We start from the raw sequence: 23,651 nt of genomic DNA, 5'->3' as shown, positions 1-23,651 counted from the left end.
TGAGTCGGCGGGTTCCCGGGGCGGCGCCGAGATTCCGGAGGCCGACGCGCTCGTGGGCGCGGTCGGCGGCTCCTGAGTTGTGGCCGGTGTTCCCGACGGTGGGCGGGCTCCCGGGGGCTGAGCGTTGTGGAGGCCGGCGCGCTCGCGGGGCCGGTCGGTGGGTTTCTGAGCTGCGGCCGGTGCTCCTCGACGGTCGGCAGGCTGCCAAGGCGGGGCCGAGATCGGCGGAGGCGGGGACGGTCGGCGGGCTCCCAGATGTGGTCGAACCGCTCGGTGATCGGTGCGCTCACGGAGCCGGGGCGGCGTGCTCCTGAGGTTTGGTTGGCTGTGGCTGGTGTTTCTCTTGTGACACCTGGGGCTACCTGACTGACAGATCACGCGTGAGTCACTCGCGATGGCCGGCCCGAGGGGGGCACTTTGTCAGTTGCGATCCGGCGTGGGCGTCGGCTCGGCGCCATGGGGTTCACGACGCTCGCGATCGCCGGCCTGTCGGCCGGTCCGGTCGCCGCCCGGCCGTACACCGGTCCGCGGCCCGGCATGGCCGGTGCGCGGCCCGCCGCGGGCACCGGGTCCGGTCCCAGCGCCCGCGACGTCGCGCGAAGCCACGAACGGGTCCGGGAGGAGGCCTCGCGCGTGGGGCGGATCGGTGCTGCCCTCGCCGAGGCCGACGGTCGGCTCGACGACCTCGCCGCCCAGGCGGAACTGGCCGTCGAACGCTACAACGGCGAGCGCGCCAGGCTCGCCGAGGCCGGCTCGGCGTACGAGGCGGCGGCGCAGCGGACCGCGGATGCGCGCCGCCGGTTCGCCGAGGTCCGGGGCGACGTGGCGGCCCTGGCGGCGAGCGCCTATCAGAGTGGCGGCGGCCTGCTGTCCGGTGCCGCCGTGCTGGGCGGGCCGGGGGGACCGGCCGGATTCCTGGAGCGGGCGACGACGATGCAGGTGCTCGCCGACCGCCGGCGCGCCCTGCTACAGCGGGAGTCCGCCGCCAAGACCGTCGCGGACGTCTTCGAACGTCAGGCGCGGGACGCCCTCGCGGCCCGCCAGGGGGCGACCCAGGGTGCCGCCGAGGCCCAGCAGGCGGCGGCCGCGGCGGTGGCGCGGCAGCAGGAGGCCGTGAAGCGGATCCAGCAGCAGAAGGCCGCGCTCGTCGCCGAACTCAACGCGGCCCGTACGCATGCCACGGCCCTCGAAAAGGCCCGCGCCGCCGCGCTGGAACGGGCCCGCCTCCGTACCCAGCGGACCGTCTTCACTCACCAGGTGGTCCCGACCGGCGCCCGGCTCGGCGCCGGCGCCAAGACGCTCGCCCGCGGCCTCGCACGGGCCTCCGACCTGGGCTCTGTCGCCGCGTCCGCTGCGTTGAAGTGGATCGGCACCCCGTACTCGTGGGGCGGCGGCAACGAGAGCGGGCCGACCCGGGGCATCGCGCAGGGGGCGGGGACCGTGGGCTTCGACTGCTCCGGCCTGGTGACGTACGCCTGGGCGCGGGCGGGGGTCCGGCTCATCCACTACGCCACCTCGCAGTACAACGCCGGACCGCACCCCTCGAAGAACGAGCTGCGCCCGGGCGACCTGGTCTTCTTCGCGCATGACCCCGCCGACCCGGGCACGATCCATCACGTCGGGATCTACATCGGCAACGGCCAGATGGTGGAGGCGCCGTTCACCGGGGCACGGGTGCGGATCTCCCCGGCGTTCCGCCCGGATTACGCCGGAGCCACCCGCCCCGCTGCCGCTCAGTGACCGTGCTGGGCCGCCCGCTTGAGCGAACGCTCGATCTCGGCCTCGGCCTCCGTACGGCCGGTCCAGCTCGCGCCCTCGACGGACTTGCCGGGCTCGAGGTCCTTGTAGACCTCGAAGAAGTGCTGAATCTCCAGGCGGTCGAACTCGGGAACGTGGTGGATGTCGCGCAGGTGTTCCATGCGCGGGTCCGTGGCGGGGACGCACAGCACCTTGTCGTCGCCGCCGGCCTCGTCGGTCATCCGGAACATCCCGACCGTTCGGCACCGGATCAGGCAGCCGGGGAACGTCGGCTCCTGGAGCAGGACCAAAGCGTCGAGAGGGTCGCCGTCCTCGCCCAGGGTGTTGTCGATGAACCCGTAATCAGCGGGATACTGGGTGGAGGTGAACAACATCCGGTCAAGTCGGATTCGTCCGGTTTCGTGGTCCATCTCGTATTTGTTGCGCTGACCTTTAGGAATCTCGATAGTTACGTCGAATTCCACAATGTCCTCCGCTCCCCGGGGCGGGCCGAGGTAGTTCTGGTTGGATGTTGGCTCGTACAAGCATGTCGCACGTCATGAGTGCACGGCGATGGGGGAGGGGCGTCACGTGCCGAGGCCTGAGCGCGTCGTGGCCATGCTCACACTGGCGCTCCTGAACGTTTTCCTCGTCGCCGCCGCGCTCGCAGTGGTCAAGCTCACACCAGACCGTTCCCTGGCGGTACGCCCACCAACCGTTGCGGACCGGGCACTCGTGACCGCGGCGGCACCGGCGCTGGGCCCCACGGCCGCGACCGCGCCGCTGCCGGCGGCGGGCGACCTCACGTCGCGACTGGACGGGCTGATGCGCGCGGCCGGGATGGGCTCGAACCTGACCGGCACCGTGATCGACGTGGCCACCGGCCGCGCGCTGTACGCGAGCAACGCCGACAAGCCCGCCGTTCCCGCCTCGACCACCAAACTGACCACCTCGACGGCGGTCCTCGCGGCGGTCGGGCCCGACCACCGGCTCACCACCAAGGCCGTGAAGGGCGGCGGTGGCGTCATCCTCGTCGGCGGCGGCGACCCCACCCTGACCCGTACGGCGGCCAAGAACGCCTACCCCCGGCCGGCCTCGCTCGCCGATCTGGCCAAGCAGACCGCCGCCGCGCTGAAGGCGGCCGGCACTCGGCGCGTCCGGGTGGACTATGACCTGTCGCTCTACCAGGGCTCGCAGATGGGGCCCGGCTGGAAGTCCGAGTACGTCGCCGAAGGCGACGTCTCCCCCGTGTCCGCGCTCGAGGTGGACGAGGGCCGGGTCGCCCCGACAGCGCACCAGCGCGTCGCGAACGCGACCCACATCGCCGTCGACGCGTTCGTGAAACTGCTGAAGAAGCAGGGGATCTTCGCGACGGTCGGCGCGTCCACCACCGCCCCCCAGGGCGCACAGCAGCTCGGCGCCGTGCAGTCCCCGCCGGTCTCGGCACTGGTGGAGGAGCTGCTGACCCGCAGCGACAACGACATCGCCGAGGCGATGGCCCGGCAGGTGGCCCTCGCCCGCCACCGGCCGGCGTCGTTCGCCGGGGGAGCGGCGGCCGTACACGAGACGCTGGCGCGGCTCGGCCTCGGTACCGGCGTGGACACCGTCGACGGCAGCGGCCTGTCCGCCCAGAATCGGATCACCCCGAACGCCCTGGCCAGGATCCTGGTGGCCGGCGCCTCGCCCGCCCACCCGGAGCTGGCCTCGGTGATGTCCGGGATGCCGATCGGCGGCTTCTCCGGCACCCTCGCGAACCGCTACCGCACCGGCCCGTCCGCCACCGGAATGGGCCTCGTCCGCGGCAAGACCGGCACGCTCGACGGCGTCAACACCCTCGCCGGAGTGGCCTACGACGCCGACGGGCGGCTCCTCTCGTTCGCCTTCATGGCCAACCACGTCACGGACGCGACCGCCGCGCTGGCCGCACTCGACCGCTTGGCGGGCAGCCTCACGACGTGTGGCTGCCACTGACCTCCGCGATCGCTCTGGGAGCCGACCGGCCGACGTTCGCGAAACCTCCCGGAGTCGGCGGGCAGCCTCACGGCATGCGGCTGCCGCTGACCTCGGCGATCGTTCTGGCAGGCGACCGGCCGACCTTGGCGACGCTTTCCGGAGTCGGCCGTCGCCGACCGCCGCGAACCCTCCGGGAGTCGTCGGCGCCCGTTCACGCGTTGGGCGGACATGGGTATGCCCCGGACAAGAGCGGGGACGTACGGTAGAGGTGCCCGGCCGGAGAGGTTTGTGATGCCAGCATCCATGATCGACTGGAACGTCGCCGTACAGACGGGGACACGCCTCGTCCGCTCGGGACCCCAGGTGAGCCCCACCGAGGCCCGCCAGGTCGTCGTCGAGCTCAGAGAGCTGTCGCGGATCGCGCAGGGCCATGTCCGTGAGTTCACCGGAATGGACGGCGGGCTCGACCCGTCACCGGCCAAGGTCGTCGACCGGCCGGGGTGGATCAAGGCGAACGTCGACGGTTTCCGCGTCGTCCTCGAACCCCTGATGGAACAGCTTCAGGAGCGCCGGGGCGGCGGGATGCTCGGCGGTATCGGCGGGCTGGGCGGAGCCGCCGGCGGCGCGGTCGTCCAGGCCGTGGGCTCACGCGTGACCGGAGCCCAGGTGGGGGCGATCCTCGCGTACATGGCCAGCCGAGTGCTCGGCCAGTACGAGCTGTTCCTACCGCCGGACCCGACCGGCCGCGCGCCGACGGGCCGGCTGACGCTCGTCGCGCCCAACATCGTCAGCGCCGAGCAGGAGCTCGACGTCGACACACATGACTTCCGGCTGTGGGTGTGCCTGCATGAGGAGACGCACCGGGCGCAGTTCGCTTCGGTGTCGTGGCTGCGCGCCTACGTCCAGGACCAGATGACGGCGTTCCTGCTGGCCGCCGACCTCGACCCGGGGGCGCTGCTCGACCGGCTGCGCGACGTGGGCGAGGCGGTCGCGGACGCGGTACGCGGCGGCGAGGGCAACCTCATCGACGCCATCCAGACACCGGAGCAGCGCGAGATTCTCGACCGCCTGACCGCCGTGATGACCCTCGCCGAGGGGCACGGCGACTACGTGATGGACGCCGTCGGCCCCGAGGTGGTGCCCAGCGTCGCGGAGATCCGCGCCAGGTTCCAGCACCGCCGCGAGGGCGGGTCCCAGGTGGACCGGGCCATCCGCCGGCTGCTCGGCCTGGACCTGAAGATGAAGCAGTACGCCGAGGGCTCCCGGTTCGTCAGGCAGGTCATCGACCAGGTCGGCATGGACGGGTTCAACCGCGTCTGGACCTCGCCGAACACCCTGCCGACCCACTCCGAGATCCAGGACCCCACGCTGTGGATCGGCCGCGTCATCGGCAAACCGGAGCTACCACCCGTCGGCGAGTGACCGCGTGCGCGGATGCGGACCGTCCCTCGGCGAGTGACTGGCGGACGGGGCCTCAGCCGACCGGCAGTCAGGGGGCCGTATTCGGCGGGGGCCGCCCCGTCGCCGGTCGCCGCCCTGGAGAATGGGGGCGTGGGACCTGATCCGGCGGTCGCGGCGGTACGCCTGGCGGTCCGCCGTACCCTCCGCGAGATCGAGCCGGGCGACCTGGTGCTCGTCGCGTGCAGCGGCGGCGCCGACTCGCTCGCGCTGGCCGGAGCGCTGGCCTTCGAGGCGGCCAGATCCGGCCATCGAGCCGGCGGGATCACCGTCGACCACGGCCTGCAGGAGGGCTCGGCCGAGCGCGCCGCCGACGTCGTACGGACGATGGCGGGGCTCGGTCTCGACCCGGTCGAGGCCGTCCGTGTCGTCGTCGGGGAGTCCGGCGGCCCCGAGGCGGCCGCCCGTGAGGCGCGGTACGCCGCGCTCGCCGACGCCGCCGCGCGTCACCGCGCCACCGCCGTGCTGCTCGGGCACACGCTGGACGACCAGGCCGAGACCGTACTGCTCGGCCTGGCGCGCGGCTCGGGCGCGCGGTCTCTCGCCGGGATGGCGACGGCGGCGGGCCGCTACCGCCGTCCGCTGCTCGACCTCGACCGTGACCTGATCCGCCGGGCCTGTATGGCGATGGGCCTGGCGCCGTGGGACGACCCGCACAATGGCGACCCGGCCTTCGCACGGGCGCGGATCCGCCGGGACGTGCTGCCCGTACTGGAGAAAGAGCTCGGACCGGGAGTGGCGGCCGCGCTGGCCCGTACGGCGCGGATGCTGCGCGACGACGCCGACGCCCTCGACGCCTGGGCCGAGCAGGCACTCCAGGAGGCCGCCGACCCGCCCGGGGACGGGTTGCGGATCGACGTGCTGAGCGGGCTGCCGCGTGCGGTGCGGACCCGCGTTCTGCGGCGTGCGGCGATCGCCGCGGGCAGCCCACCGGGCACCCTGGCGGCCGTCCACGTCGACGCGGTGGACGCCCTCGTCACGGCGTGGCGGGGGCAGTCTCACGTGGACCTACCCGGCCACGTCCGGGCGTGGCGCAGGTATGAAAAGCTGCTCTTCGGGCCGTCCGAAACAAGCCAGGCGACCCGGACTGTTCGGGCGGGCAGGGAGTGACGCGGCCGGTGGCCGCATGATCGCGAAAGGCTCTGCGGTGGACGAAATGGACATGCGGGCAGATCTGGAGAAGGTGCTCATTCCGGAGGAAGAGCTCCAAAGAAAGATCCGGGAGCTCGCAGCCCAGATCGACGCCGACTACGCGGGCCGGGAGATCCTGCTCGTCGGGGTACTGAAGGGCGCGGTCATGGTCATGGCCGACCTGGCCCGCGCGCTGCACGCGCCGATCTCCATGGACTGGATGGCCGTCTCCTCGTACGGCTCGGGCACGCAGTCCTCCGGCGTGGTGCGCATCCTCAAGGACCTGGACGCGGACATCATGGACCGGCACGTCCTGATCGTCGAGGACATCATCGACTCGGGGCTCACCCTCCACTGGCTGATGAGCAACCTCGAGTCGCGCGGCCCGGCCTCACTGGAGGTGTGCACGCTGCTGCGCAAGCCGGAGGCCGCCAAGATCGAGGTCGACGTGAAGTACGTCGGATTCGACATCCCCAACGAGTTCGTGATCGGTTACGGCCTCGACTACTCCGAGAGGTATCGCAACCTTCCGTTCGTGGGAACACTTGCGCCACACGTCTACGGTGGAAGTGGGGAACAAGAGGGTTAGCTTAGTACGTTGCACGTTGCGAAGTAGGGCACCCGGTCGTCGTGCTGCGGCCTTCCGTGAGACCGGTGTACCTTCGGTACCCCGGCTGTAATGCGGGGAGCCACACTCGGGAAGGCCGCCTCGCCGCCTTACGCGGCGAGGTCTTGAAGACGCTGGTCAGGAGGGACGGGCCCCATCGCGGGGCACCGCATAAATGGATCTGAAGCGCTACTTTCGCGGGCCGTTGCTATGGATTCTGGCCTTCGGGGCGCTGGTGCTCCTCGTCATGTACGGGATCAATCCCGGCGGCTCGTACGAGAAGGCCGACACCTCGAGGGTCATCCAGGCCATCCAGAACAACGAGGTGACCTCCGCCCAGATCATCGACAAGGATCAGCGGATCGAGGTCAAGCTCAAGAACGGCAAGCAGCTGCAGGCCTCGTGGGTCAGCGGCCAGGGCAACGACCTGGCCAAGTTGCTGCAGAGCAAGACCGATGCCGGTCAGCTGAAGAGCTACAACACCTCGGTGCCGAAGCAGAACGTCTTTTTGAGCCTGCTGTTCAGCTTCCTGCCGATCGTGGTCGTCGTGCTGATCTTCTTGTTCATCATGAACCAGATGCAGGGCGGCGGCTCGCGGGTGATGAACTTCGGCAAGTCGCGGGCCAAGCTGGTCACGAAGGACACCCCCAAGACGACCTTCGCGGACGTCGCCGGAGCGGACGAGGCGATCGAGGAGCTGCAGGAGATCAAGGAGTTCCTGCAGAACCCCGCCAAGTTCCAGGCGATCGGGGCGAAGATCCCCAAGGGCGTGCTGCTGTACGGCTCGCCCGGTACCGGTAAGACGCTGCTGGCGCGCGCGGTCGCGGGCGAGGCGGGCGTGCCGTTCTACTCGATCTCCGGTTCGGACTTCGTCGAGATGTTCGTCGGTGTCGGCGCCTCGCGAGTCCGTGACCTGTTCGAGCAGGCCAAGGCGAACGCCCCGTCGATCATCTTCGTCGACGAGATCGACGCCGTCGGCCGGCACCGCGGTGCGGGCCTCGGCGGCGGTCACGACGAGCGCGAGCAGACGCTGAACCAGCTGCTCGTCGAGATGGACGGCTTCGACGTCAAGGGCGGCGTCATCCTGATCGCCGCGACCAACCGGCCGGACATCCTCGACCCGGCGCTGCTGCGCCCGGGCCGTTTCGACCGCCAGATCGTCATCGACCGGCCCGATCTCGAGGGCCGGAAGGGCATCCTGCGGGTGCACGGCCGCGGCAAGCCGTTCGCGCCGGACGTCGAACTGGACACGATCGCGCGCCGTACGCCGGGCTTCACCGGTGCCGACCTCGCGAACGTGATCAATGAGGCGGCGCTGCTGACGGCACGGCAGGATCGCAAGCAGATCGACATGAACACCCTGGAAGAGTCGATCGACCGGGTCATGGCGGGGCCGGAGCGCAAGAGCCGGGTCATGTCCGACCAGGAGAAGAAGACGATCGCCTACCACGAGGGCGGTCACGCGCTCGTGGCGCACGCGCTGCCGAACGCCGACCCCGTGCACAAGATCACGATCTTGTCGCGCGGCCAGGCGCTGGGCTACACGATGACGCTGCCGATGGAGGACAAGTTCCTCGCCAGCCGTTCGGAGATGCTCGCCCAGCTCGGCATGCTGCTCGGCGGCCGTACGGCCGAGGAGCTGGTGTTCCACGAGCCGACGACCGGCGCGGCCAACGACATCGAGAAGGCGACCTCGATCGCCCGCAAGATGGTCACCGAGTACGGCATGTCCGAGCGCCTCGGCGCCCGGAAGTTCGGCGACAACAACGCCGAGCCGTTCCTCGGCCGGGAGATGTCGCACAGCCGCGACTACTCCGAGGAGATCGCCTCGGCGATCGACGACGAGGTCCGGCGGCTCATCGAGTCCGCGCACGACATCGCGTGGGAGATCCTCGTCGAGTACCGCGACGTACTCGACAACCTGGTGCTCGAGCTCATGGACAAGGAGACGCTCTCCAAGAGCCAGGTGCTGGAGATCTTCGCGCCGATTCAAAAGCGGCCGGCGAACCCGTCGTACAGCGGCTATGGCAAGCGGCTGCCGTCCGACCGCCCGCCGGTGCTGACGCCGAAGGAGCTGGCGCTGCTCGGCCCGAAGGACGTCCAGGACCTCACCCAGGGCAACGGCAGCGGTTCGTCCCGCCCGGTGCTCGGTGAGCACCACCAGGACACCGATTCCGAAGGCAAGGCGTGAGCGAAGAGCTCGAACCGCACGGACCGCCGATCGACCACGCAAGGGTCGAGAAGGCGGTCCGTGAGATCCTGATCGCGGTCGGGGAGGACCCCGACCGCGACGGGCTGCTCGACACCCCGGCGCGGGTCGCCCGCGCGTACGCCGAGCAGTTCGCCGGGCTGCGGCAGCGGCCCGAGGACGTGCTCACCACGGTGTTCGACGCCGACCACGACGAGATGGTGCTCGTCAAGGACATCGAGGTGTACAGCACCTGCGAGCACCATCTCGTGCCGTTTCACGGCGTCGCGCACGTCGGCTACACGCCGAACGAACGCGGGCAGATCACGGGACTGTCCAAGCTCGCCCGGCTCGTCGACGTGTACGCCCGGCGCCCCCAGGTGCAGGAGCGGATGACGTCGCAGATCGCCGACGCGCTCATGGAGGTCCTGAAGCCGCGCGGCGTGATCGTCGTCATCGAGGCCGAGCACCTGTGCATGACCATGCGCGGGGTGCGCAAGCCGGGCGCGAAGACGGTGACCTCCGCGGTGCGGGGGGACTTCCGCGACTCGCCCAGCACCCGCGCAGAGGCGATGAGCCTAATTCTGGGCCGCTGACAGCTGTCCGCGCAGTGACGGCTTACTGACCAAGCAGGCCGCCCGCGAACTCTTGACGCTGACCGATCGTCAAACCTCTCTAGGAACCGATGTCGGTGTTGCCGGCATGCCGGGGAAACCCGGTCGACGACGCTGTGGGGCCGCTGATGGAGGAGACGAAGCGCGACGCACCGCGCCGCGCCGAGCCGGACGAAAACACCGGCACGCTGGACCGCCGTACCCGGAGGCGCTGGGTCCCGGCCACCGCCGGGTGGCTGTCGTTCCTGATCGGCCTCCACGACGTCATCGGCGCCCTGCTGCCCGAGTGGCACCGTCGGATGGTGCGCCTCGACGAGTACGTCCCCGGCTCGCTGAACAACGCGGCCCGTACGGCCACGCTCGTCGCCGGGCTGCTCCTGCTCCTGCTGTCCCACGGCCTGCGCCGCCGCAAGCGCCGCGCGTGGCGCGCGGTCGTCGGCCTGCTCGCCTTCACGATCGTCTCCCACGCGGTCAAGGACTTCGCGCTGTCGGCCATCGTCGCCGCCGTGATCTTCGGGGCGCTGATCTACTTCCGCGACGAGTTCTACGCCACCGGCGACCCGCGGACCCGGTGGCGGGCCCTGTGGGTCGGGTCGTTCCTCGCCGCGGCCAGCGTCGGGGTCGGTCTGCTGTTCATCGCGCTGAACCACCACGGGCTCGTCCGCGACTACACCTTCGCCGAGCGCCTGCGGCACGTGATCGGCGGCCTGTTCGGCGCGTCCGGGCCGGTCACGTTCGTCTCCGACCGCCGGAACGACCTGTTCAGCTCGATGCTGGGCAGCCTCGGCCTGTTCACGGCCGGGACGACGATCTACCTGTTCCTGCGGCCGGCCGAGCCCGCCCCGTCGCTGTCCGCCGCGGACGAGGACCGGATCCGGGACCTGCTCGCCCGCCAGGGCGCCCGCGACTCGCTCGGCTACTTCTCCCTCCGCCGGGACAAGAGCGTCATCTGGTCCCCGACCGGGAAGGCGTGCGTCACCTACCGCGTGGTGTCCGGCGTGATGCTGGCCGGGGGCGACCCGATCGGCGACCCGGAGGCGTGGCCCGGCGCCATCGAGGCGTTCCTGGAGGAGGCGGCCCGGCATGCCTGGGCGCCCGCCGTGATGGGCTGCAGCGAGCTGGGCGCGGAGATCTGGTGCCGGGACACGGGCCTGTCGGCGCTCGAGCTCGGCGACGAGGCGGTCGTCGACGTCGCGGAGTTCTCCCTCGAAGGCCGGACGATGCGCAATGTTCGCCAGATGGTCAACCGGGTGGCCCGCCAGGGGTACACCGCCGAGGTCCGCCGCGAGAAGGACTTCGCGCCCGACGAGCTCAAGGCGCTGTGGGACCAGGCCGACGCGTGGCGCGGCACCGACACCGAGCGCGGGTTCTCGATGGCGCTGGGCCGCGTGGGCGAGCGCGGCGACGAGGAGTGCGTGATCGCCACCGCGACCAACGACGGCGAGTTGCACGCGATCCTGCACTTCGTCCCCTGGGGCACCGACGGCCTGTCCCTCGACCTGATGCGCCGCGACCGCGCCGCCCAGCCCGGTCTCAACGACTTCCTCATCGTCGAGGCGATCAAGGCGGCCACCGACCTGGGCGTCAAGCGGGTCTCGCTGAACTTCGCCGTCTTCCGCGCGGCGCTGGCCCGCGGCGAGCGGATCGGCGCCGGACCCGTCCTCAAGGCCTGGCGCGGCCTGCTGATCTTCCTGTCGCGCTGGTTCCAGATCGAGTCGCTGTACAAGTTCAACGCGAAGTTCCAACCGGTGTGGCAGCCGAGGTTCTTCGTCTACCCGAGCCCGGGCGACGCGCCCCGTATCGCGCTGGCCGCCCTGGAGGCGGAGGCGTTCATCGTCTGGCCGCGCCTGCGCATCCCTGGCCTCAAACGCCCCTCCAGGCGCACCTGACCCGGCAGTACGGCCCGCGCGGCGAGCCCATAGGCTGAGCGCATGACCATGAGCGTCGCCGGCCTGCCCGACCCAGGGCGCTGTCTCGTCATGGGCGTCGTCAATGTCACGCCCGACTCCTTCTCCGACGGTGGTGCCTGGTTCGACCACGATGCCGCGATCCGGCGGGGCCTCGACCTCGTCGCCGAGGGCGCCGACATCGTCGACGTCGGAGGCGAGTCGACCCGGCCGGGCGCCCAGCGGGTCTCGCTGCGCGAGGAGCTGCGCCGTGTGATCCCGGTGATCGAGGCGCTCTCCGCCGAGGGTGTGCCGGTCAGCGTCGACACGATGCGGGCGGAGGTCGCCGAGGCCGCCATCGCCGCCGGGGCCCGGCTGGTCAACGACGTGAGCGGCGGGCTCGCCGACCCCGCCATGCCCCGGGTGGTGGCCAAGGCCGCCGTCCCGTACGTGGTGATGCACTGGCGTGGGCACAGCCATGACATGGACAAGCGCGCGGTGTACGCCGACGTGGTGCGCGAGGTACGCGACGAGCTTCGGGCCCGCATCGAGGCGGTCATCGACGAGGGCGTCGACCCGTCCCTGGTGATCGTCGATCCCGGGCTCGGCTTCGCCAAGCGGCCCGAGGACAACCACAACTGGACCCTCCTGGCCCACCTCGACGCCCTGCGGGCTCTGGGCCACCCCGTCCTCGTGGCCGCGTCCCGTAAACGGTTCCTGGGCAGGCTGCTCGCCGCCCCCGACGGCACGCCACGCCCGTTTGCCGAGTCCGACGACGCGACGGTGGCGATCACCGCGCTGGCCGCCGCCGCTGGGGCCTGGTGCGTACGTGTGCACGACGTCCGCCCCAACGCCGACGCCGTACGCGTCGCGGCGGCATGGGGAGCCGCCCGGTGACCGAGCTGGAAGTACACGCGGTCGAGGTGGCGCACGCGGAGTTCTACGCCGCCTTCGAGTCGGCCGATCTCGACCGGATGGGGGCGGTCTGGGCCGACGGCTCGCACGCCGACGACGTGGTGTGCGTGCACCCGGGCTGGCCGCTGATCCGCGGCCGCAGCGCGGTCCTCCGCTCCTGGGCGCTGATCATGGCGAACACCCCGTACATCCAGTTCGTGCTCACGGACACCCAGATCAGGATCTCCGGCGACCAGGCCGTCGTCAGCTGCGCGGAGAACATCATCACCGCGGCGGAGGAGACCGAGATCGGCCTCACGTCCGGGGGAAGCGTCGTGACCACCAACGTGTTCGTACGTACCGAGACCGGGTGGCGGCTGTGGCTCCACCATGGCTCGCCCGTGCTGGGCAGGGAAGAAGAAGTGGCCGAGTGAGCGAGGAACGCGCGGTGAGCAGCACCGAGCGAGTAAGAAGGCGAGCGCGGCAGTGAGCACAGACCGGATCGTGCTGCGGGGCCTGCGGGCATGGGGCCGACACGGCGCGCTGCCCGCCGAGCGTGAGCTCGGCCAAGAATTCATCATCGACGTCGCTCTGGGCCTTGACATCCGCCCCGCCGCGGCCGGAGATGATCTATTGCGTACCGTCGACTACGGCGCACTGGCCGACCGGCTGGTGTCCGTCGTCGAAGGCGAACCCGTCAACCTGATCGAGACGCTGGCCGAGCGCCTGGCGGCCCGCTGCCTCGACACGGCACAGGTGGAGAGCGTGGAAATCACCGTGCACAAGCCGAACGCCCCCGTGCCGCACCCGTTCACAGACGTGGCCGTGACGATCCACCGGAGCCGCTCATGACGACTACCGAGCAGAAGCGCCGGACCGTGCTGTCGCTGGGCAGCAACCTCGGCGACCGCCTCGACAACCTGCAGGAGGGCATAGACGCGCTGTTCGACGCGCCCGGCCTCGACTTCGTCGCGATCTCCCCGGTCTATGAGACCAAGCCCGTCGGGGGTCCGGAGCAGGACGACTTCCTCAACGTGGTGATCGTGGCGGACAGCAGCGTCGCGCCGCAGTCGTTGCTCGAGCGAGTGCTGAACATCGAGGAGTCGATGGACCGTGTGCGGGTGGTCCGCTGGGGGCCGCGCACGCTCGACATCGACATCGTCACCGTGAACGACGTGACGTCGGACGCCCCGGAGCTGACCCTGCCGCACCCGCGCGCCCACGAGCGGGCGTTCGTGCTGGTCCCGTGGGCGGACGTCGACCCGGACGCCTCGCTGCCGGGCCACGGCCGGATCGTGGACCTGCTGCCCTCGGTCGCCGGTCAGGAGCTCCGGCGCCGCGACGACCTAGCCCTGCAGCCGCCCGCGTGAAACCGACACGGATCGCGATCCTGGCCGCCGTACTGGTCGGTGTCGCCGTCGTCGTGTGGGCGGTGGTGCGCTTCTGGTACACCTCGCTGCCGCCGCTGCCCTGGACGATGGTGCCGTCGCTGCTGCTGCTCGCCCTGGGTGAGTTGTACACCGCCTTCTTCACCCGCGCCCGGATCCAGCACAAGCCCGGCACCAAGCCGGTCGAGCCGCTGGTCGCCGCACGCCTGGCCGCCCTGGGCAAGGCGAGCTCGCACGCGGCGGCCGTGCTGGTCGGCGGCTTCGCCGGCATGGCCGTCTTCCTGGCCTCGTCGCTGGACAAGCCGACGCCCCGGCGTGACTTCTTCGTCAGCGGCGGGACGGCCCTGGCCGGTATCGCGCTCATCGGCGCGGCGCTGTTCCTGGAGTACGCCTGCCGGGTCCCGAAGGGCCCGGAGGACGAGGACGACCACCGGCACGCTTCGCGCCTCTGAATGTCGGCGCCGGCTGCCATTCTTCGTACGGCGGTTCAGCGAGACAGGAGGCGCGGATGTCGTCCGTAGAGGAGTTCCGCGGGTTCGCGCTCGCGCTGCCCGAGGCCGAGGAGCGGGAGACCTGGGGCAGGGCGACGTTCCGGGTCCGCGACAAGATCTTCGCGATGCTGTCGGACGACGGCGCGTCGGCGAGCGTGAAGGCCACCAAGGACGAGCAGACGGCCCTGCTCGCCGAGGACCCGGAGATCTTCTCCTTCCCGGCGTACGTCGGGCGGCACGGCTGGATCGGCGTCGACGTGGCGCGGATCGACGGTGATCACCTCCGCGAGCTCCTCACCGACGCGTGGCGGCTGACCGCACCGAAACGCCTCGTGAAGACCCACGAGACGGGTCGTTAGTCCGAGGCCCGCCACCGGCTGGTGATCTCTGAAGGGAAATACTAGCCATGGCTACTGTAGCCATGTACTGTAACTGGCATGGCTAAGGCACCGAAGGGGCCGACGCCGGGCTACCTGGTCTGGCGGCTGGCGAACAAATGGCGCGTCGCGGTGGACCGCGCGCTCGCGCCGCTGGGCCTCACACACGCCCAGTACGTGATGCTGTCGTCGCTGTTCGGGATCGAGCACTCCGGGTCGCGGCCCAGCCAGCGTGAGCTGGCCGACCACACCGGCCTGGAGCCGCTGTACGTCTCGAAGCTCGCCCGCTCGCTGGAGGCCGACGGCCTCATCGCGCGCACCCGCGACCTCGCCGACACCCGGACGGTCCGCCTCACCCTCACCGAGAAAGGGCGCGACGTCGTCCGACCGGCCATCCAGCTGGTCCAGGAGCTGCTGGATCAGCTGCTGGCCCCGCTCGGCGGGCAGGACGACGCACGGACCGCGGCGTTCGTCCGCGACCTGACGGCCCTTCTCGACGCCCCCCTTGATCGCTCGCGAAGGGACTCCTGACATGCCAGAGATCAACGTGCTCGACTCGACCATCCACTACGAGGACTCCGGCGAAGGGACGACCTTCGTCTTCCTCCACGGCAACCCGGCCTCGTCCCATGTGTGGCGGAACGTCCTGCCCGGCGTTGGCGCGGGCCGGCTGCTCGCCCCCGACCTCATCGGAATGGGCCGCTCCGGCAAGCCCGGCATCTCCTACGACTTCGCTGATCACGCCCGCTACCTCGACGCTTGGTTCGACGCCCTCGGTCTGGAGCAGGTCGTCCTGGTGGGCCACGACTGGGGCGGGGCGCTCGCCTTCGACTGGGCGGCCCGCCACCCCGACCGGGTCCTCGGGCTGGCGTTCTTCGAGAGCATCGTCAAGCCGATGGCCTGGGAGGACCTGTCGCCGCAGGCGCGCAAGCGCTCCGAGGCCATCCGCACGCCCGGGACGGGCGAGGAGATGGTCCTGGAGCAGAACCTCTTCCTCCGCTCGGCGTTCACCGGCGGCGTGCTCACCCCGGTGGCCGACGAGGAGCTGCAGACCTACCTCGCCCCGTACCCGACCCCGGAGAGCCGCCGCCCGATCCTCGCCTGGGCGCGCCAGATACCGCTCGGCGGTGATCCCGCCGAGTTGGTCGCCCGCATCGAGGCGTACGACGCGTGGCTGGCGAAGAGCCCGGACGTGCCGAAGCTCCTCATGACCTTCGAGGGCTCGCCCACGCTGCTCATCGGCGAGGAGATGGCCGCCTGGTGTGCGGCCAATATCGCAGCCCTGGAGACCGTCTCCTGCGGCAAGGCCGGCCACCACGCCGCCGAGGACCGCCCAGCGGAGATCGCGACCGCCATCTCCGCCTGGGCGGACCGCCACGTCCTGCGTTAGGCGACCTCTCCCTGCTACGGCTCCCGCATCGGCGGCATATCGTTTATCGTTATTATCGAACAACGATATGCCCCGGTGAGTGGAGCGAGTATGAGCGGCAAGCCCTGGCAGATGTGGAGCCGGAGTGACAATCGCACCCTGGCAGCGGCCCTCGGCCTGGCCCTGCTGCTGGTGGGTCTCTCCGGCGTCCTCCTCCCCATCCTGCGGGTGACCGGAGCGCTTCCGCCGGCGCACATCCGCAAGGTCGAGCTCCACGACGTCACGCGCTCGCCCGCCGTCATCGCGTCAGGTGGCGCGTCGCTCCGCGGCACGCGCGCCGGTGAGCTGGCCTTCACCCACCCCGACCTCACCGAGCGCCTGTTGCTCGTGCTCCCCGGCGTCACCAGGGCGCTGCTCCTGCTGGTGATCCTGGAGCTGCTCCGCCGGATGGTCCGCAGCCTTCGTGACGGCGACGTCTTCATCGCGCAGAACACCCGGCGGCTGGGCGTCATCGCCGTAGCGGTCCTGGTCCTCGCAACGCTCATCCCGCTGGTCGACACCGTCACCACCGCCCTCCTGGTGAGCGGCACGCAGCTGAGCTCCAAAGTCCCAATCGCCTACGAGCTCTCGGGTCCCTACGTGCTGCTGGCACTCCTGCTGGCCGCCGCGGCCGAAGCGTTCCGTCAGGGCACCCGGCTGCGTGCCGACACCGAAGGGCTGGTCTGATGCCGCCGGAGGAGCCGCACCAGATCAAGGTCCGCCTGGACCGTCTGCTGGCCGAGCGCGGCATGACCCTGGCCGAACTCGCCGAGCGCGTCGGCGTGACCGTCGTCAACCTGTCCATCCTCAAGAACGACCGTGCCAAGGCGATCCGCTTCACCACCCTCAGCGCCATCTGCCGCGAACTCGGCTGCCAGCCCGGCGACATCTTGACTTTCGACGGCCCGTAGCCGACCGCCCCGAAGCGAAGGCGCCGACGGCGGTCAGGTCTCCGCAGCGCGCTCGATGGACGGTGGCACGGTCACCGTGTGCCGCACCGGGTCCGGGGCTCCGCGTCAATGGCGACTCCGCCGTCTGAGATATAGTCGGTTTCTGATATCAGGAGGCGACTATGCCGCGGAGTGCCGACAACCCGCTGGGGCTGGCGGTGATGGGGCTGCTGATGGAACGGCCCATGCACCCGTACGAGATGGCGTCCGTGCTCCGCGAGCGCGGCAAGGACGCCAGTGTCCGGATCAACCGGGGATCGCTGTACGACGTGGTGGCCGCCCTCGAGCGCGAAGGCTGGATCACGCCACGGGAGCGGTTCCAGGAGGGGAACCGGCCGGCCCGGACGGTCTACGCGCTGACCGAGACGGGGCGCGCCGTCTTCGTCGAGCGGCTCGACGAGCAGATCCGCAACCCGCGACGGGAGTTCCCGGTCTTCCTCACCGCCGTGGCGTACCTCGGGGCGCTGGGCCCGGACGGGGCCCGCGCCGCGCTGCGGGAGCGCGCCGACCGGCTCCGGGCCGCCATCGCCGACGACGAACGGGCCCTGAATGACGCGTTGCGGTCGGGCGAGGTGCCGCGCCTGTTCGTGATCGAGGCCGACTACGCGCTGCACATGGCGCGCAGCGAGCTGGCCTGGGTCGAGGCCACCGCCGAGCAGATCGTCACCGGAGCCCTGCCGTGGCCCGAGCACCGTGACGACGAAGGAGAACGACGATGAGCGACGGCCTGCTCTTCGGGATCTACCCCGGGGGAGCGACGGGCGACGACACCGGGGGCCTGGCCACCGGCCCGAAGGACGACCCCGAACGGATCCGGGCCGCCCTCGACCGGCTGAGGCCCGGCGGCCGCCCGTTCCTGGTCCGTGGATACATCTCGTTCGTCGACGCCGACGACACCCGCGAGGTGACCCAGAGCCCGGAACGTGTCGAGCAGTACGCCGGAGACGGGCTGGTCCTGGACCTGGTCGCCCAGTACCAGTCCCGCAGCGGGGACGTGGCCGGATACGTCGGCTTCGTCCGCGACCTGGTCCGCCGTCACGGGCACCGGACCGCGACGCTGCAGGTCACCGAGGAGCCCAACATGACGGGCAACGCGACGCTCGACGGGTACTACCCGCGCGTGCGGGAGGCCCTCGTGGAAGGGGTGGTCGCCGCCGCCGACGAGGCCAGGCGGCAGGGCTTCGACCGTCTCCGGGTCGGCTTCAACACCACGCCGCTGTTCGGGCCGGGCGCCGACTTCATCGCCTCGGTCACGGACCTGGGCGGCGAGCGGTTCGTCGACGCCCTCGGCTACATGGGCCTGGACTTCTTCCCCGACGTCTTCCAGCCGGTACCCCTGGACCGCCTGTACGACGCCGTCACCGGCCTGCTCGGAATGCATCGCGCCGAGCGCCTCGCACCCGCCGGCATCGCCTCCGAGGTCCCGCTGCACATCACGGAGAACGGCTGGCCCACCGGCCCGGACCGGTCACCCGAGCGGCAGGCCGAGGTCCTGGAGACCACCGTCCGGGCGATCGCCGAGTGCCGGACCACGGTCGGGGTCGGCGCCTACACGCACTTCACCCTGCGCGACGCCGACAGCGGCGTGCCGGGGATGTTCCACAGCTTCGGCCTCCTGACCGACGACTACGAGCCGAAGCCGGCCTTCGCCACGTACCAGGAGCTCATCGCGCGGTTCGGCGGGTAGCCCGTCAGGGCGTCATCACTGGACCCGGCAGGCGCGGATGATCAGATCCGCGGTCTCCCGGGCGATCTCCTCGATCTGGGCGTCGGTGAGCGGCTCGGCGCCGCGCAGCGAGCGCACCTGGCCCTCGGCGCCGAGCAGCGTCGCGAACTGGCGTGCGATCCGTTCGGGATAGGGCACGCTCAGCTCGCCCCTACCTGCTCAAGGACCGGGTCGCCCAGGTGCAGGAGTTTCTGGACGCGCTGGAACGGGTGGGCGCGGGCGGCGCGGCGTTCGACCCAGAGGTGGTCAGGCAGCTCCTCGCCCGTACGACGCACGTCGACCCGCTGAGCCACCTCACCGCCCGCGAGCGCGACGTACTGTCCCACATGGCCCAGGGCCACACCAACGCGTCGATCGCCGCCCACCTCTACATCTCGCAGAGCGCCGTCGAGAAGCACATCAACGCGATCTTCGACAAGCTCCGCCTGTCCGGCGACGGCGGCTACAGCCGCCGCGTCCTGGCCGTCCTCCGCTACCTCGGCTCCTGACGGAGCGGGGGTTCATCCTCGGCGGTTTCGTCTCGCCCATGAGCGGCGACCATCAGCACGTATTCCCCAGTTGTCGCGTCTCATCTGATTTGGCGTAGCTGAGCTGATGCGTCAGGTCAGGTGGATGGAATGTCGGCGTGTGTCCCGCTTAACTTGACGCAGCTCTGCGTTTCGAAGTCTGCCGATCGTCGTTCAGCTGCTCGAGCATCGGTCAGTCGAACTGCAGGACGAACCGCCCGCGAATGCCGCGTTGTTCGAGCCAGCGGTGCGCGTCGGCGGCTCGGGAGGCGGGCAGTCGGCCGGCCACGCGGACGGTGAGCCGTCCATCGCCGGCGAGCTCGGCGAGCCGGTCGAGCTCGGCCGCGGCCTTGACGTAGTCGCGGACGAAGATCGGGGCGACGCGGACCCGGTCGGTCCCGTCGCCCTGGTAACCGCGGACGGTGACGACGGTGCCGCCGTCCTTGACGGCCGGGAGCGCGGCGGCCTCCAGCGCTGCGGCGTCGAGGAGCCCGTCGACGCCGCCGGGGTGGTGGCGGCGGACCTTCGCGACGAAGTCGTCCCCCCGCTGCACGACTTCGTCGGCTCCGCAGTCGCGGACGAAGGTCTCGTCCTGCCGGGCGGCGTCGGCGACGACGACCAACCCGGCCTGCTTGGCGAGCTGGACAAAGTACCCGCCGACGGTGCCGGCGGCGCCGGTGACGGCGACCGTCGCGCCGGCCGGGAGCGACAGCGTGTCGAGCGCGAGCTGGGCGGTGAGCCCGTTCATCGGGATGGTGGCGGCCTGGACGTCCGAGAGCCCGGCCGGGATCTTCGCGACGGATCGTGCGGGCACGACCAGGTCTGCCCGGTAGCCGCCATGCTCGCCCGAGGGCACCACGATGGCCATGACGGCGTCCCCGATCGCGAACGGGCGGTCGACGGCGGGGCCGATTTCGGTGATCACGCCGGCGACCTCCATGCCCGGCACCCGTACCGTGTCCGCCTCATCCTGCCGCGGACGAGAACGGATCATTGCGTCGGCCGGGTTCACCGTGGCGCTGCCGACCCGGATCCTGACCTGACCGGGACCGATCGCTTCGGCCGCCAGGTCGAGCTTGTCGAGAGCGTCCGGTCCGCCTGGTCGTGTCACTCCGATTGCTTGAACCACGGTTGTTCGTCACTCCTTGTTCGATGCTGCCTGGGTGGTGATGGGGAGGACCGACCGCGCCGCTGACCTCGGCCGCGCGTGTGGCCAACCCAGTCCGGTTACGGCGATGTGGGGGCCTGAAGACCCTGGAGCAGCAAGCTGCACACCTCGTCGAGCTCGGCGCCGATGCCGGGGTTCTGCCATTCGGCGGCATGGGCGAGGTGGTTGAACTTGGCGGTGGCGCGGAAGACCACGCGGGCGGTGGCCTCCGCGTCGTCGGCGCGGAAGCTGCCGTCGGCGGCGCCGTCGGCGATGATGGCTGCCAGCTGGCCCAAGAGGTCGGCGACGTGGTCAGTGGCGACGCTACTGTGCGCAGCCGCGAGGATTCCATAGGCGGCGAACAGCTCCGGGTCCTCGCGAATCTTGGCCTGCTTCACGGCCAGGACGGCGTGCAGCCAGGTACGCAGTCGCCGCACTGGCGGGACCGCACTGTCGGCGGCGATGAGGGCGAGAGTGCCGCGGTTGTGGTCGAGCCAGCGTCGGGTCACGGCCTCGCGTAGCGCCTGCTTGGAGGCGAAGTGCTTGTAGACGGCGGCGTGGCTGACCCCTAGTGCCCGGGCGACGTCGACGACGGTTGCCTTGTCCGGTCCGTGGCGGCGCAGGATCTCCTCGGTGGCCGCCAGGATGGTGTTCGCGTCCAGCGGGGTTCGAGCAGGCATCAGTGCTTGCGCCCTGCTCGCTCACTGTCCAGCAGCGCGAGCAGGGCGGGGGCATGGCGTTCTCCGGCGACCGCCCCTCGCGCGGCGGCCTGCTCGTTCGCGTCCAGGTCGTCCTCGGTCAGCCGCAGGCCGGTGGCGTCTACCGTCTCGGCGATGCGGCGCGGTCGCCTGGCGCCGAGTGTTCTCTGCTCCATACGAGGAACGCTAAAGTGGGTTGGTGACAGATGTCAAAATTTGTAACTTGATACCTCGTAAGATCTCGACTTGGGGAGAGTTCGCCACGCCCCGTGAGCGGCGACCATCGTCACGAGTTCCCCAGCTCCGGATCGAAGACCGCGGCGGCGATCTTCACCAGGTACGGCGACTCCGAGCCGTCCTTGTTGCCGGTCGCGTTGAGCGAGTAGACGAGGACGCGCCGCAGGTCCCGGGTGGCGAACAGCCCGCCCGTGTAACCCGGCCGGGCACCGGTCTTCCCCCAGACCGTGACGCCGTTCGGGAACACGGTCCGCGTCAGGCCGACGCTGAAGCAGGCCCGTCCGGCGTTCGGACCGACGTTGCAGTTTTCGCCGCCGACGTACTCGACGTCGGGAACGGTGAACATCGCCTGCAGCTCCGTCCGTGGCACGACCCGGCCGCCGAACAGCGCGCGGATGAAACGGGTCAGGTCGCCGGCGCTGGAGATGATGCCGCCTTCGGCCCACGGGTAGGGGCTCTGCTCGGACACGTCGTGCAGCGTGGTCACGCCCCCGTCGGTCACCGCGACGTATCCGTGGGCGTGCGGCCCGGGCAGCCGCGGGTCGTGCCGGTCCAGGACGTACGTGTCGCGCAGCCGCAGCGGCTCGATGATCCGCCGCCGCACCTCCTCGGCGTACGTCCGCCCGGTGACCCGCTCGATGAGTAGGCCGGCGACGAAGTAGTTCGTGCCGTTGTACCGCTGCCGGGTGCCCGGCGCGAACTCCAACGGGTGGGTCACCGCGTCGGCGACGAGTTCCTGCGGCGTCCAGCTGTCGAGGCGGTGCTCGACGAACCAGTGCGCGTCGCCCGAGTCGAGGGAGGTGCCGGGCAGGCCACTGGTGTGGTTCAGGATCTCGCGAACGGTGATCGCCGGATACCACGCGGGCAGGAGGCCGGGCAGGTAGTGCTGGACGGTCTGGTCGAGGTCGATCCGGTGTTCGGCGACGAGCTGGAGAACGACCGCCGCGGTGAACATCTTGGAGGTGCTGCCGATCCGGAACGTCCCGTTCGCGGGGACGGGTTCACCCGTGGCGACGTCGCCGGTGCCGGACGTTCCGCTCCACCGCCCGGCGGGGCCGCTGACTCGGACGAGGGCGCCGGTGACGGTCGCGCTCGGCAGACCGGAGATCGCCTTCTGCAGGACCGCCGGGTCGAGGGGCGGCAGCGTTCCGGCCGATGCCGTCGGCCCGAGGGCCGTCGTGAGCGTGAGCATCGCGCCGGTGATGATCAGGTGTCTTCGCATGGGCTCCATGCTTCAGCCCAGGAGCGCCCGGCGGATCGCCGAGCCGGCCCATCTTTCCGCCTCGCCCGGACGACGGAGGCGAACGCCGCATCTCCCCCGCGCGGCCGAGGCGCGGCCGGGGATTTCGCTACGGCCGTTGCGTAAATAGTCGACGCCGCGGCGGCGCGTCACGCCGACGTCGGCGCGACCGTCCAGGAGATGTTCGCCCGGCGCAACGCCCTGGTGCTCGCCCTGCTCCAGACCGCCAAGGAGGCCGGTGAGCTGCGCTCGGACGCCGAGCCGGAGGTCGTCTTCGACCAGCTCGCCGGAGCCCTGTACTACCGGCTGCTGGTCACCGGTCAACCCATCGACACCGCCTACGTCCACCGTCTCGTCACCAGCGCGCTGACCGGCGCCGCACCTTCCACCCGGGGAGCAGGAGAAACGATGACTCACGCACAACTGCCCACGCGCGTCGCCGAGACCGAGACGCCGTCCGCCTCTCCCCGGCGACGGCGCCGGCTGCTCGCCGTGCTGTCCGGCCTGCTCGCCGTGCTGGCCGGATACACGCTGTGGACCAATATCCGCCCGGTGACGCTGACGGCGTCCACGGAGATCGATGCGACGCCGGACCAGGTCTGGCGGGTGCTGACGGACTTCGCCACCTACCCGCGGTGGAATCCGTTTATGACCTCGGCGCAGGTGACCTCGTCCGGCGGCGTCCTGGCGAAGGGTGCCCGCATGCGCATCCACCTGCACGACGCCGGTGGCGACATGACCTTCACCCCCGAGGTGCTGACCGCCCGCCCGGGTCGTGAGCTGCGCTGGCTCGGAAAGGCCGGCCCAGGATGGATCGCGGACGGCGAGCACCGGTTCCGCATCGAGCAGCTCGGCCCGCACCGCGTCCGCCTGACCCAGAGCGAGCGCTTCACCGGCGTCGCCGTCCCCTTCATCGAGGGCCAGTTGAAGTCGAACACGCTCCCGCAGTTCAGCGCCATGAACAAGGCCCTCGCCCAGCGGGCGACCGGTTAAGCGGCTCGGCGAATCACCGCAT

Annotated in this window: 27 protein-coding genes and 1 pseudogene; 22 read left to right on the top strand and 6 right to left on the bottom strand. The window is 70.8% G+C overall.

Annotated features, from left to right (window positions below):
- Positions 1-456 precede the first annotated feature (456 nt).
- Positions 457-1,740 carry an NlpC/P60 family protein gene (locus AB0I04_RS16985; protein ID WP_360885158.1) on the top strand — a complete coding sequence of 428 codons (1,284 nt, stop codon included), beginning with the start codon at positions 457-459 and terminating at the stop codon, positions 1,738-1,740.
- Here AB0I04_RS16985 and AB0I04_RS16980 read toward each other — a convergent pair.
- Positions 1,734-2,222: an inorganic diphosphatase gene (locus AB0I04_RS16980; protein ID WP_360885156.1), complete on the bottom strand. Its 489-nt coding sequence runs from the start codon at positions 2,220-2,222 to the stop codon at positions 1,734-1,736. The genes AB0I04_RS16985 and AB0I04_RS16980 overlap by 7 nt on opposite strands.
- Before the next feature lie 106 nt (positions 2,223-2,328).
- Here AB0I04_RS16980 and dacB point away from each other — a divergent pair, with 106 nt between their 5' ends.
- The 19 genes from dacB (at position 2,329) to AB0I04_RS16885 (ending at position 18,769) form a co-directional block, all read left to right on the top strand.
- Positions 2,329-3,708 (top strand): D-alanyl-D-alanine carboxypeptidase/D-alanyl-D-alanine-endopeptidase, encoded by a 1,380-nt coding sequence (gene dacB / locus AB0I04_RS16975; protein WP_360885153.1) that lies wholly within the window; start codon positions 2,329-2,331, stop codon positions 3,706-3,708.
- A 285-nt stretch (positions 3,709-3,993) separates the two neighbouring features.
- Positions 3,994-5,112, top strand: a complete 1,119-nt coding sequence (locus AB0I04_RS16970; protein ID WP_360885356.1) for a zinc-dependent metalloprotease — start codon at positions 3,994-3,996, stop codon at positions 5,110-5,112.
- A 129-nt stretch (positions 5,113-5,241) separates the two neighbouring features.
- Positions 5,242-6,258, top strand: coding sequence for a tRNA lysidine(34) synthetase TilS (tilS, locus tag AB0I04_RS16965; RefSeq protein WP_360885151.1), 1,017 nt, complete (start codon positions 5,242-5,244; stop codon positions 6,256-6,258).
- A gap of 37 nt (positions 6,259-6,295) precedes the next feature.
- Positions 6,296-6,868, top strand: coding sequence for a hypoxanthine phosphoribosyltransferase (gene hpt / locus AB0I04_RS16960; RefSeq protein ID WP_360885148.1), 573 nt, complete (start codon positions 6,296-6,298; stop codon positions 6,866-6,868).
- A gap of 193 nt (positions 6,869-7,061) precedes the next feature.
- On the top strand, positions 7,062-9,077 hold the full coding sequence (gene ftsH, locus AB0I04_RS16955; protein WP_360885145.1) for an ATP-dependent zinc metalloprotease FtsH: 2,016 nt from the start codon (positions 7,062-7,064) through the stop codon (positions 9,075-9,077).
- Complete coding sequence (gene folE, locus AB0I04_RS16950) at positions 9,074-9,670, top strand: GTP cyclohydrolase I FolE (RefSeq protein WP_360885142.1); 597 nt, start codon at positions 9,074-9,076, stop codon at positions 9,668-9,670. The genes ftsH and folE overlap by 4 nt, the downstream gene beginning before the upstream one ends.
- 146 nt (positions 9,671-9,816) lie before the next feature.
- A complete protein-coding gene (locus AB0I04_RS16945; protein WP_360885139.1) occupies positions 9,817-11,577 on the top strand; it encodes a GNAT family N-acetyltransferase in 1,761 nt (586 codons plus the stop codon).
- Positions 11,578-11,667: 90 nt separating this feature from the next.
- Positions 11,668-12,471, top strand: coding sequence for a dihydropteroate synthase (folP, locus tag AB0I04_RS16940; protein WP_360885353.1), 804 nt, complete (start codon positions 11,668-11,670; stop codon positions 12,469-12,471).
- Entirely contained in the window at positions 12,468-12,902 is a 435-nt protein-coding gene (locus tag AB0I04_RS16935) for a nuclear transport factor 2 family protein (RefSeq protein ID WP_360885136.1), read from the top strand. The genes folP and AB0I04_RS16935 overlap by 4 nt, the downstream gene beginning before the upstream one ends.
- 52 nt (positions 12,903-12,954) lie before the next feature.
- A complete protein-coding gene (gene folB / locus AB0I04_RS16930) occupies positions 12,955-13,320 on the top strand; it encodes a dihydroneopterin aldolase (RefSeq protein ID WP_360885133.1) in 366 nt (121 codons plus the stop codon).
- A complete protein-coding gene (gene folK, locus AB0I04_RS16925) occupies positions 13,317-13,838 on the top strand; it encodes a 2-amino-4-hydroxy-6-hydroxymethyldihydropteridine diphosphokinase (protein ID WP_360885130.1) in 522 nt (173 codons plus the stop codon). Before folB ends, folK begins: the two co-directional genes overlap by 4 nt.
- The gene (locus AB0I04_RS16920; protein WP_360885127.1) at positions 13,835-14,308 is read left to right on the top strand and encodes a DUF3180 domain-containing protein; all 474 of its coding nucleotides are present in this window, start codon (positions 13,835-13,837) and stop codon (positions 14,306-14,308) included. Before folK ends, AB0I04_RS16920 begins: the two co-directional genes overlap by 4 nt.
- Positions 14,309-14,364: 56 nt before the next feature.
- A complete protein-coding gene (locus AB0I04_RS16915) occupies positions 14,365-14,706 on the top strand; it encodes an MmcQ/YjbR family DNA-binding protein (protein ID WP_360885124.1) in 342 nt (113 codons plus the stop codon).
- A 78-nt stretch (positions 14,707-14,784) separates the two neighbouring features.
- Positions 14,785-15,255 carry a MarR family transcriptional regulator gene (locus AB0I04_RS16910; protein ID WP_360885122.1) on the top strand — a complete coding sequence of 157 codons (471 nt, stop codon included), beginning with the start codon at positions 14,785-14,787 and terminating at the stop codon, positions 15,253-15,255.
- A 1-nt stretch (position 15,256) separates the two neighbouring features.
- The gene (locus tag AB0I04_RS16905; protein ID WP_360885119.1) at positions 15,257-16,114 is read left to right on the top strand and encodes a haloalkane dehalogenase; all 858 of its coding nucleotides are present in this window, start codon (positions 15,257-15,259) and stop codon (positions 16,112-16,114) included.
- Positions 16,115-16,204: 90 nt separating this feature from the next.
- Positions 16,205-16,819 carry a DUF2975 domain-containing protein gene (locus AB0I04_RS16900; protein WP_360885116.1) on the top strand — a complete coding sequence of 205 codons (615 nt, stop codon included), beginning with the start codon at positions 16,205-16,207 and terminating at the stop codon, positions 16,817-16,819.
- Positions 16,819-17,043 carry a helix-turn-helix transcriptional regulator gene (locus AB0I04_RS16895; protein WP_360885113.1) on the top strand — a complete coding sequence of 75 codons (225 nt, stop codon included), beginning with the start codon at positions 16,819-16,821 and terminating at the stop codon, positions 17,041-17,043. The genes AB0I04_RS16900 and AB0I04_RS16895 overlap by 1 nt, the downstream gene beginning before the upstream one ends.
- A 161-nt stretch (positions 17,044-17,204) precedes the next feature.
- The gene (locus AB0I04_RS16890) at positions 17,205-17,801 is read left to right on the top strand and encodes a PadR family transcriptional regulator (protein WP_360885110.1); all 597 of its coding nucleotides are present in this window, start codon (positions 17,205-17,207) and stop codon (positions 17,799-17,801) included.
- Positions 17,798-18,769, top strand: a complete 972-nt coding sequence (locus AB0I04_RS16885; protein ID WP_360885108.1) for a hypothetical protein — start codon at positions 17,798-17,800, stop codon at positions 18,767-18,769. The genes AB0I04_RS16890 and AB0I04_RS16885 overlap by 4 nt, the downstream gene beginning before the upstream one ends.
- Before the next feature lie 15 nt (positions 18,770-18,784).
- Here the strand turns inward: AB0I04_RS16885 and AB0I04_RS16880 are convergent, their stop codons facing one another.
- On the bottom strand, positions 18,785-18,946 hold the full coding sequence (locus AB0I04_RS16880) for a hypothetical protein (protein ID WP_360885105.1): 162 nt from the start codon (positions 18,944-18,946) through the stop codon (positions 18,785-18,787).
- 14 nt (positions 18,947-18,960) lie between these two features.
- Between AB0I04_RS16880 and AB0I04_RS16875 the strand changes: the two are divergent.
- A pseudogene (locus AB0I04_RS16875) lies at positions 18,961-19,296 on the top strand (LuxR C-terminal-related transcriptional regulator); the annotation flags it as partial.
- A gap of 211 nt (positions 19,297-19,507) precedes the next feature.
- On the opposite strand, the gene AB0I04_RS16870 reads toward AB0I04_RS16875, so the two are convergent.
- The 4 genes from AB0I04_RS16870 to AB0I04_RS16855 form a co-directional block, all read right to left on the bottom strand.
- Positions 19,508-20,443: an NADP-dependent oxidoreductase gene (locus tag AB0I04_RS16870; protein ID WP_360885102.1), complete on the bottom strand. Its 936-nt coding sequence runs from the start codon at positions 20,441-20,443 to the stop codon at positions 19,508-19,510.
- Between the two features lie 98 nt (positions 20,444-20,541).
- Positions 20,542-21,141, bottom strand: a complete 600-nt coding sequence (locus AB0I04_RS16865) for a TetR family transcriptional regulator (RefSeq protein ID WP_360885100.1) — start codon at positions 21,139-21,141, stop codon at positions 20,542-20,544.
- Complete coding sequence (locus AB0I04_RS16860) at positions 21,141-21,335, bottom strand: hypothetical protein (protein WP_360885097.1); 195 nt, start codon at positions 21,333-21,335, stop codon at positions 21,141-21,143. Before AB0I04_RS16860 ends, AB0I04_RS16865 begins: the two co-directional genes overlap by 1 nt.
- Positions 21,336-21,445: 110 nt before the next feature.
- Positions 21,446-22,618 carry a serine hydrolase domain-containing protein gene (locus tag AB0I04_RS16855; RefSeq protein WP_360885094.1) on the bottom strand — a complete coding sequence of 391 codons (1,173 nt, stop codon included), beginning with the start codon at positions 22,616-22,618 and terminating at the stop codon, positions 21,446-21,448.
- Between the two features lie 144 nt (positions 22,619-22,762).
- Here AB0I04_RS16855 and AB0I04_RS16850 point away from each other — a divergent pair, with 144 nt between their 5' ends.
- Positions 22,763-23,629, top strand: coding sequence for a TetR/AcrR family transcriptional regulator C-terminal ligand-binding domain-containing protein (locus AB0I04_RS16850; protein WP_360885350.1), 867 nt, complete (start codon positions 22,763-22,765; stop codon positions 23,627-23,629).
- Positions 23,630-23,651 lie beyond the last annotated feature (22 nt).

The sequence above is a fragment of the Actinoallomurus sp. NPDC050550 genome, assembly GCF_040655075.1.
Lineage (GTDB): Bacteria > Actinomycetota > Actinomycetes > Streptosporangiales > Streptosporangiaceae > Actinoallomurus.
The sequence above is the reverse complement of the archived record's forward strand: the minus strand, read 5'-3'. Positions and strand labels throughout refer to the sequence as shown.

Bases quoted from the DNA above. Each gene is read 5' to 3' on its own strand.
- AB0I04_RS16885 (WP_360885108.1), top strand. From the start codon at position 17,798: ATGAGCGACGGCCTGCTCTTCGGGATCTACCCCGGGGGAGCGACGGGC.
- AB0I04_RS16905 (WP_360885119.1), top strand. From the start codon at position 15,257: ATGCCAGAGATCAACGTGCTCGACTCGACCATCCACTACGAGGACTCC.
- AB0I04_RS16910 (WP_360885122.1), top strand. From the start codon at position 14,785: ATGGCTAAGGCACCGAAGGGGCCGACGCCGGGCTACCTGGTCTGGCGG.
- AB0I04_RS16865 (WP_360885100.1), bottom strand. From the start codon at position 21,141: ATGCCTGCTCGAACCCCGCTGGACGCGAACACCATCCTGGCGGCCACC.
- AB0I04_RS16970 (WP_360885356.1), top strand. From the start codon at position 3,994: ATGATCGACTGGAACGTCGCCGTACAGACGGGGACACGCCTCGTCCGC.
- AB0I04_RS16915 (WP_360885124.1), top strand. From the start codon at position 14,365: ATGTCGTCCGTAGAGGAGTTCCGCGGGTTCGCGCTCGCGCTGCCCGAG.
- folP (WP_360885353.1), top strand. From the start codon at position 11,668: ATGGGCGTCGTCAATGTCACGCCCGACTCCTTCTCCGACGGTGGTGCC.
- AB0I04_RS16945 (WP_360885139.1), top strand. From the start codon at position 9,817: ATGGAGGAGACGAAGCGCGACGCACCGCGCCGCGCCGAGCCGGACGAA.
- ftsH (WP_360885145.1), top strand. From the start codon at position 7,062: ATGGATCTGAAGCGCTACTTTCGCGGGCCGTTGCTATGGATTCTGGCC.
- AB0I04_RS16985 (WP_360885158.1), top strand. From the start codon at position 457: ATGGGGTTCACGACGCTCGCGATCGCCGGCCTGTCGGCCGGTCCGGTC.
- AB0I04_RS16855 (WP_360885094.1), bottom strand. From the start codon at position 22,618: ATGCGAAGACACCTGATCATCACCGGCGCGATGCTCACGCTCACGACG.
- AB0I04_RS16900 (WP_360885116.1), top strand. From the start codon at position 16,205: ATGAGCGGCAAGCCCTGGCAGATGTGGAGCCGGAGTGACAATCGCACC.
- folK (WP_360885130.1), top strand. From the start codon at position 13,317: ATGACGACTACCGAGCAGAAGCGCCGGACCGTGCTGTCGCTGGGCAGC.
- AB0I04_RS16895 (WP_360885113.1), top strand. From the start codon at position 16,819: ATGCCGCCGGAGGAGCCGCACCAGATCAAGGTCCGCCTGGACCGTCTG.
- AB0I04_RS16890 (WP_360885110.1), top strand. From the start codon at position 17,205: ATGCCGCGGAGTGCCGACAACCCGCTGGGGCTGGCGGTGATGGGGCTG.
- AB0I04_RS16860 (WP_360885097.1), bottom strand. From the start codon at position 21,335: ATGGAGCAGAGAACACTCGGCGCCAGGCGACCGCGCCGCATCGCCGAG.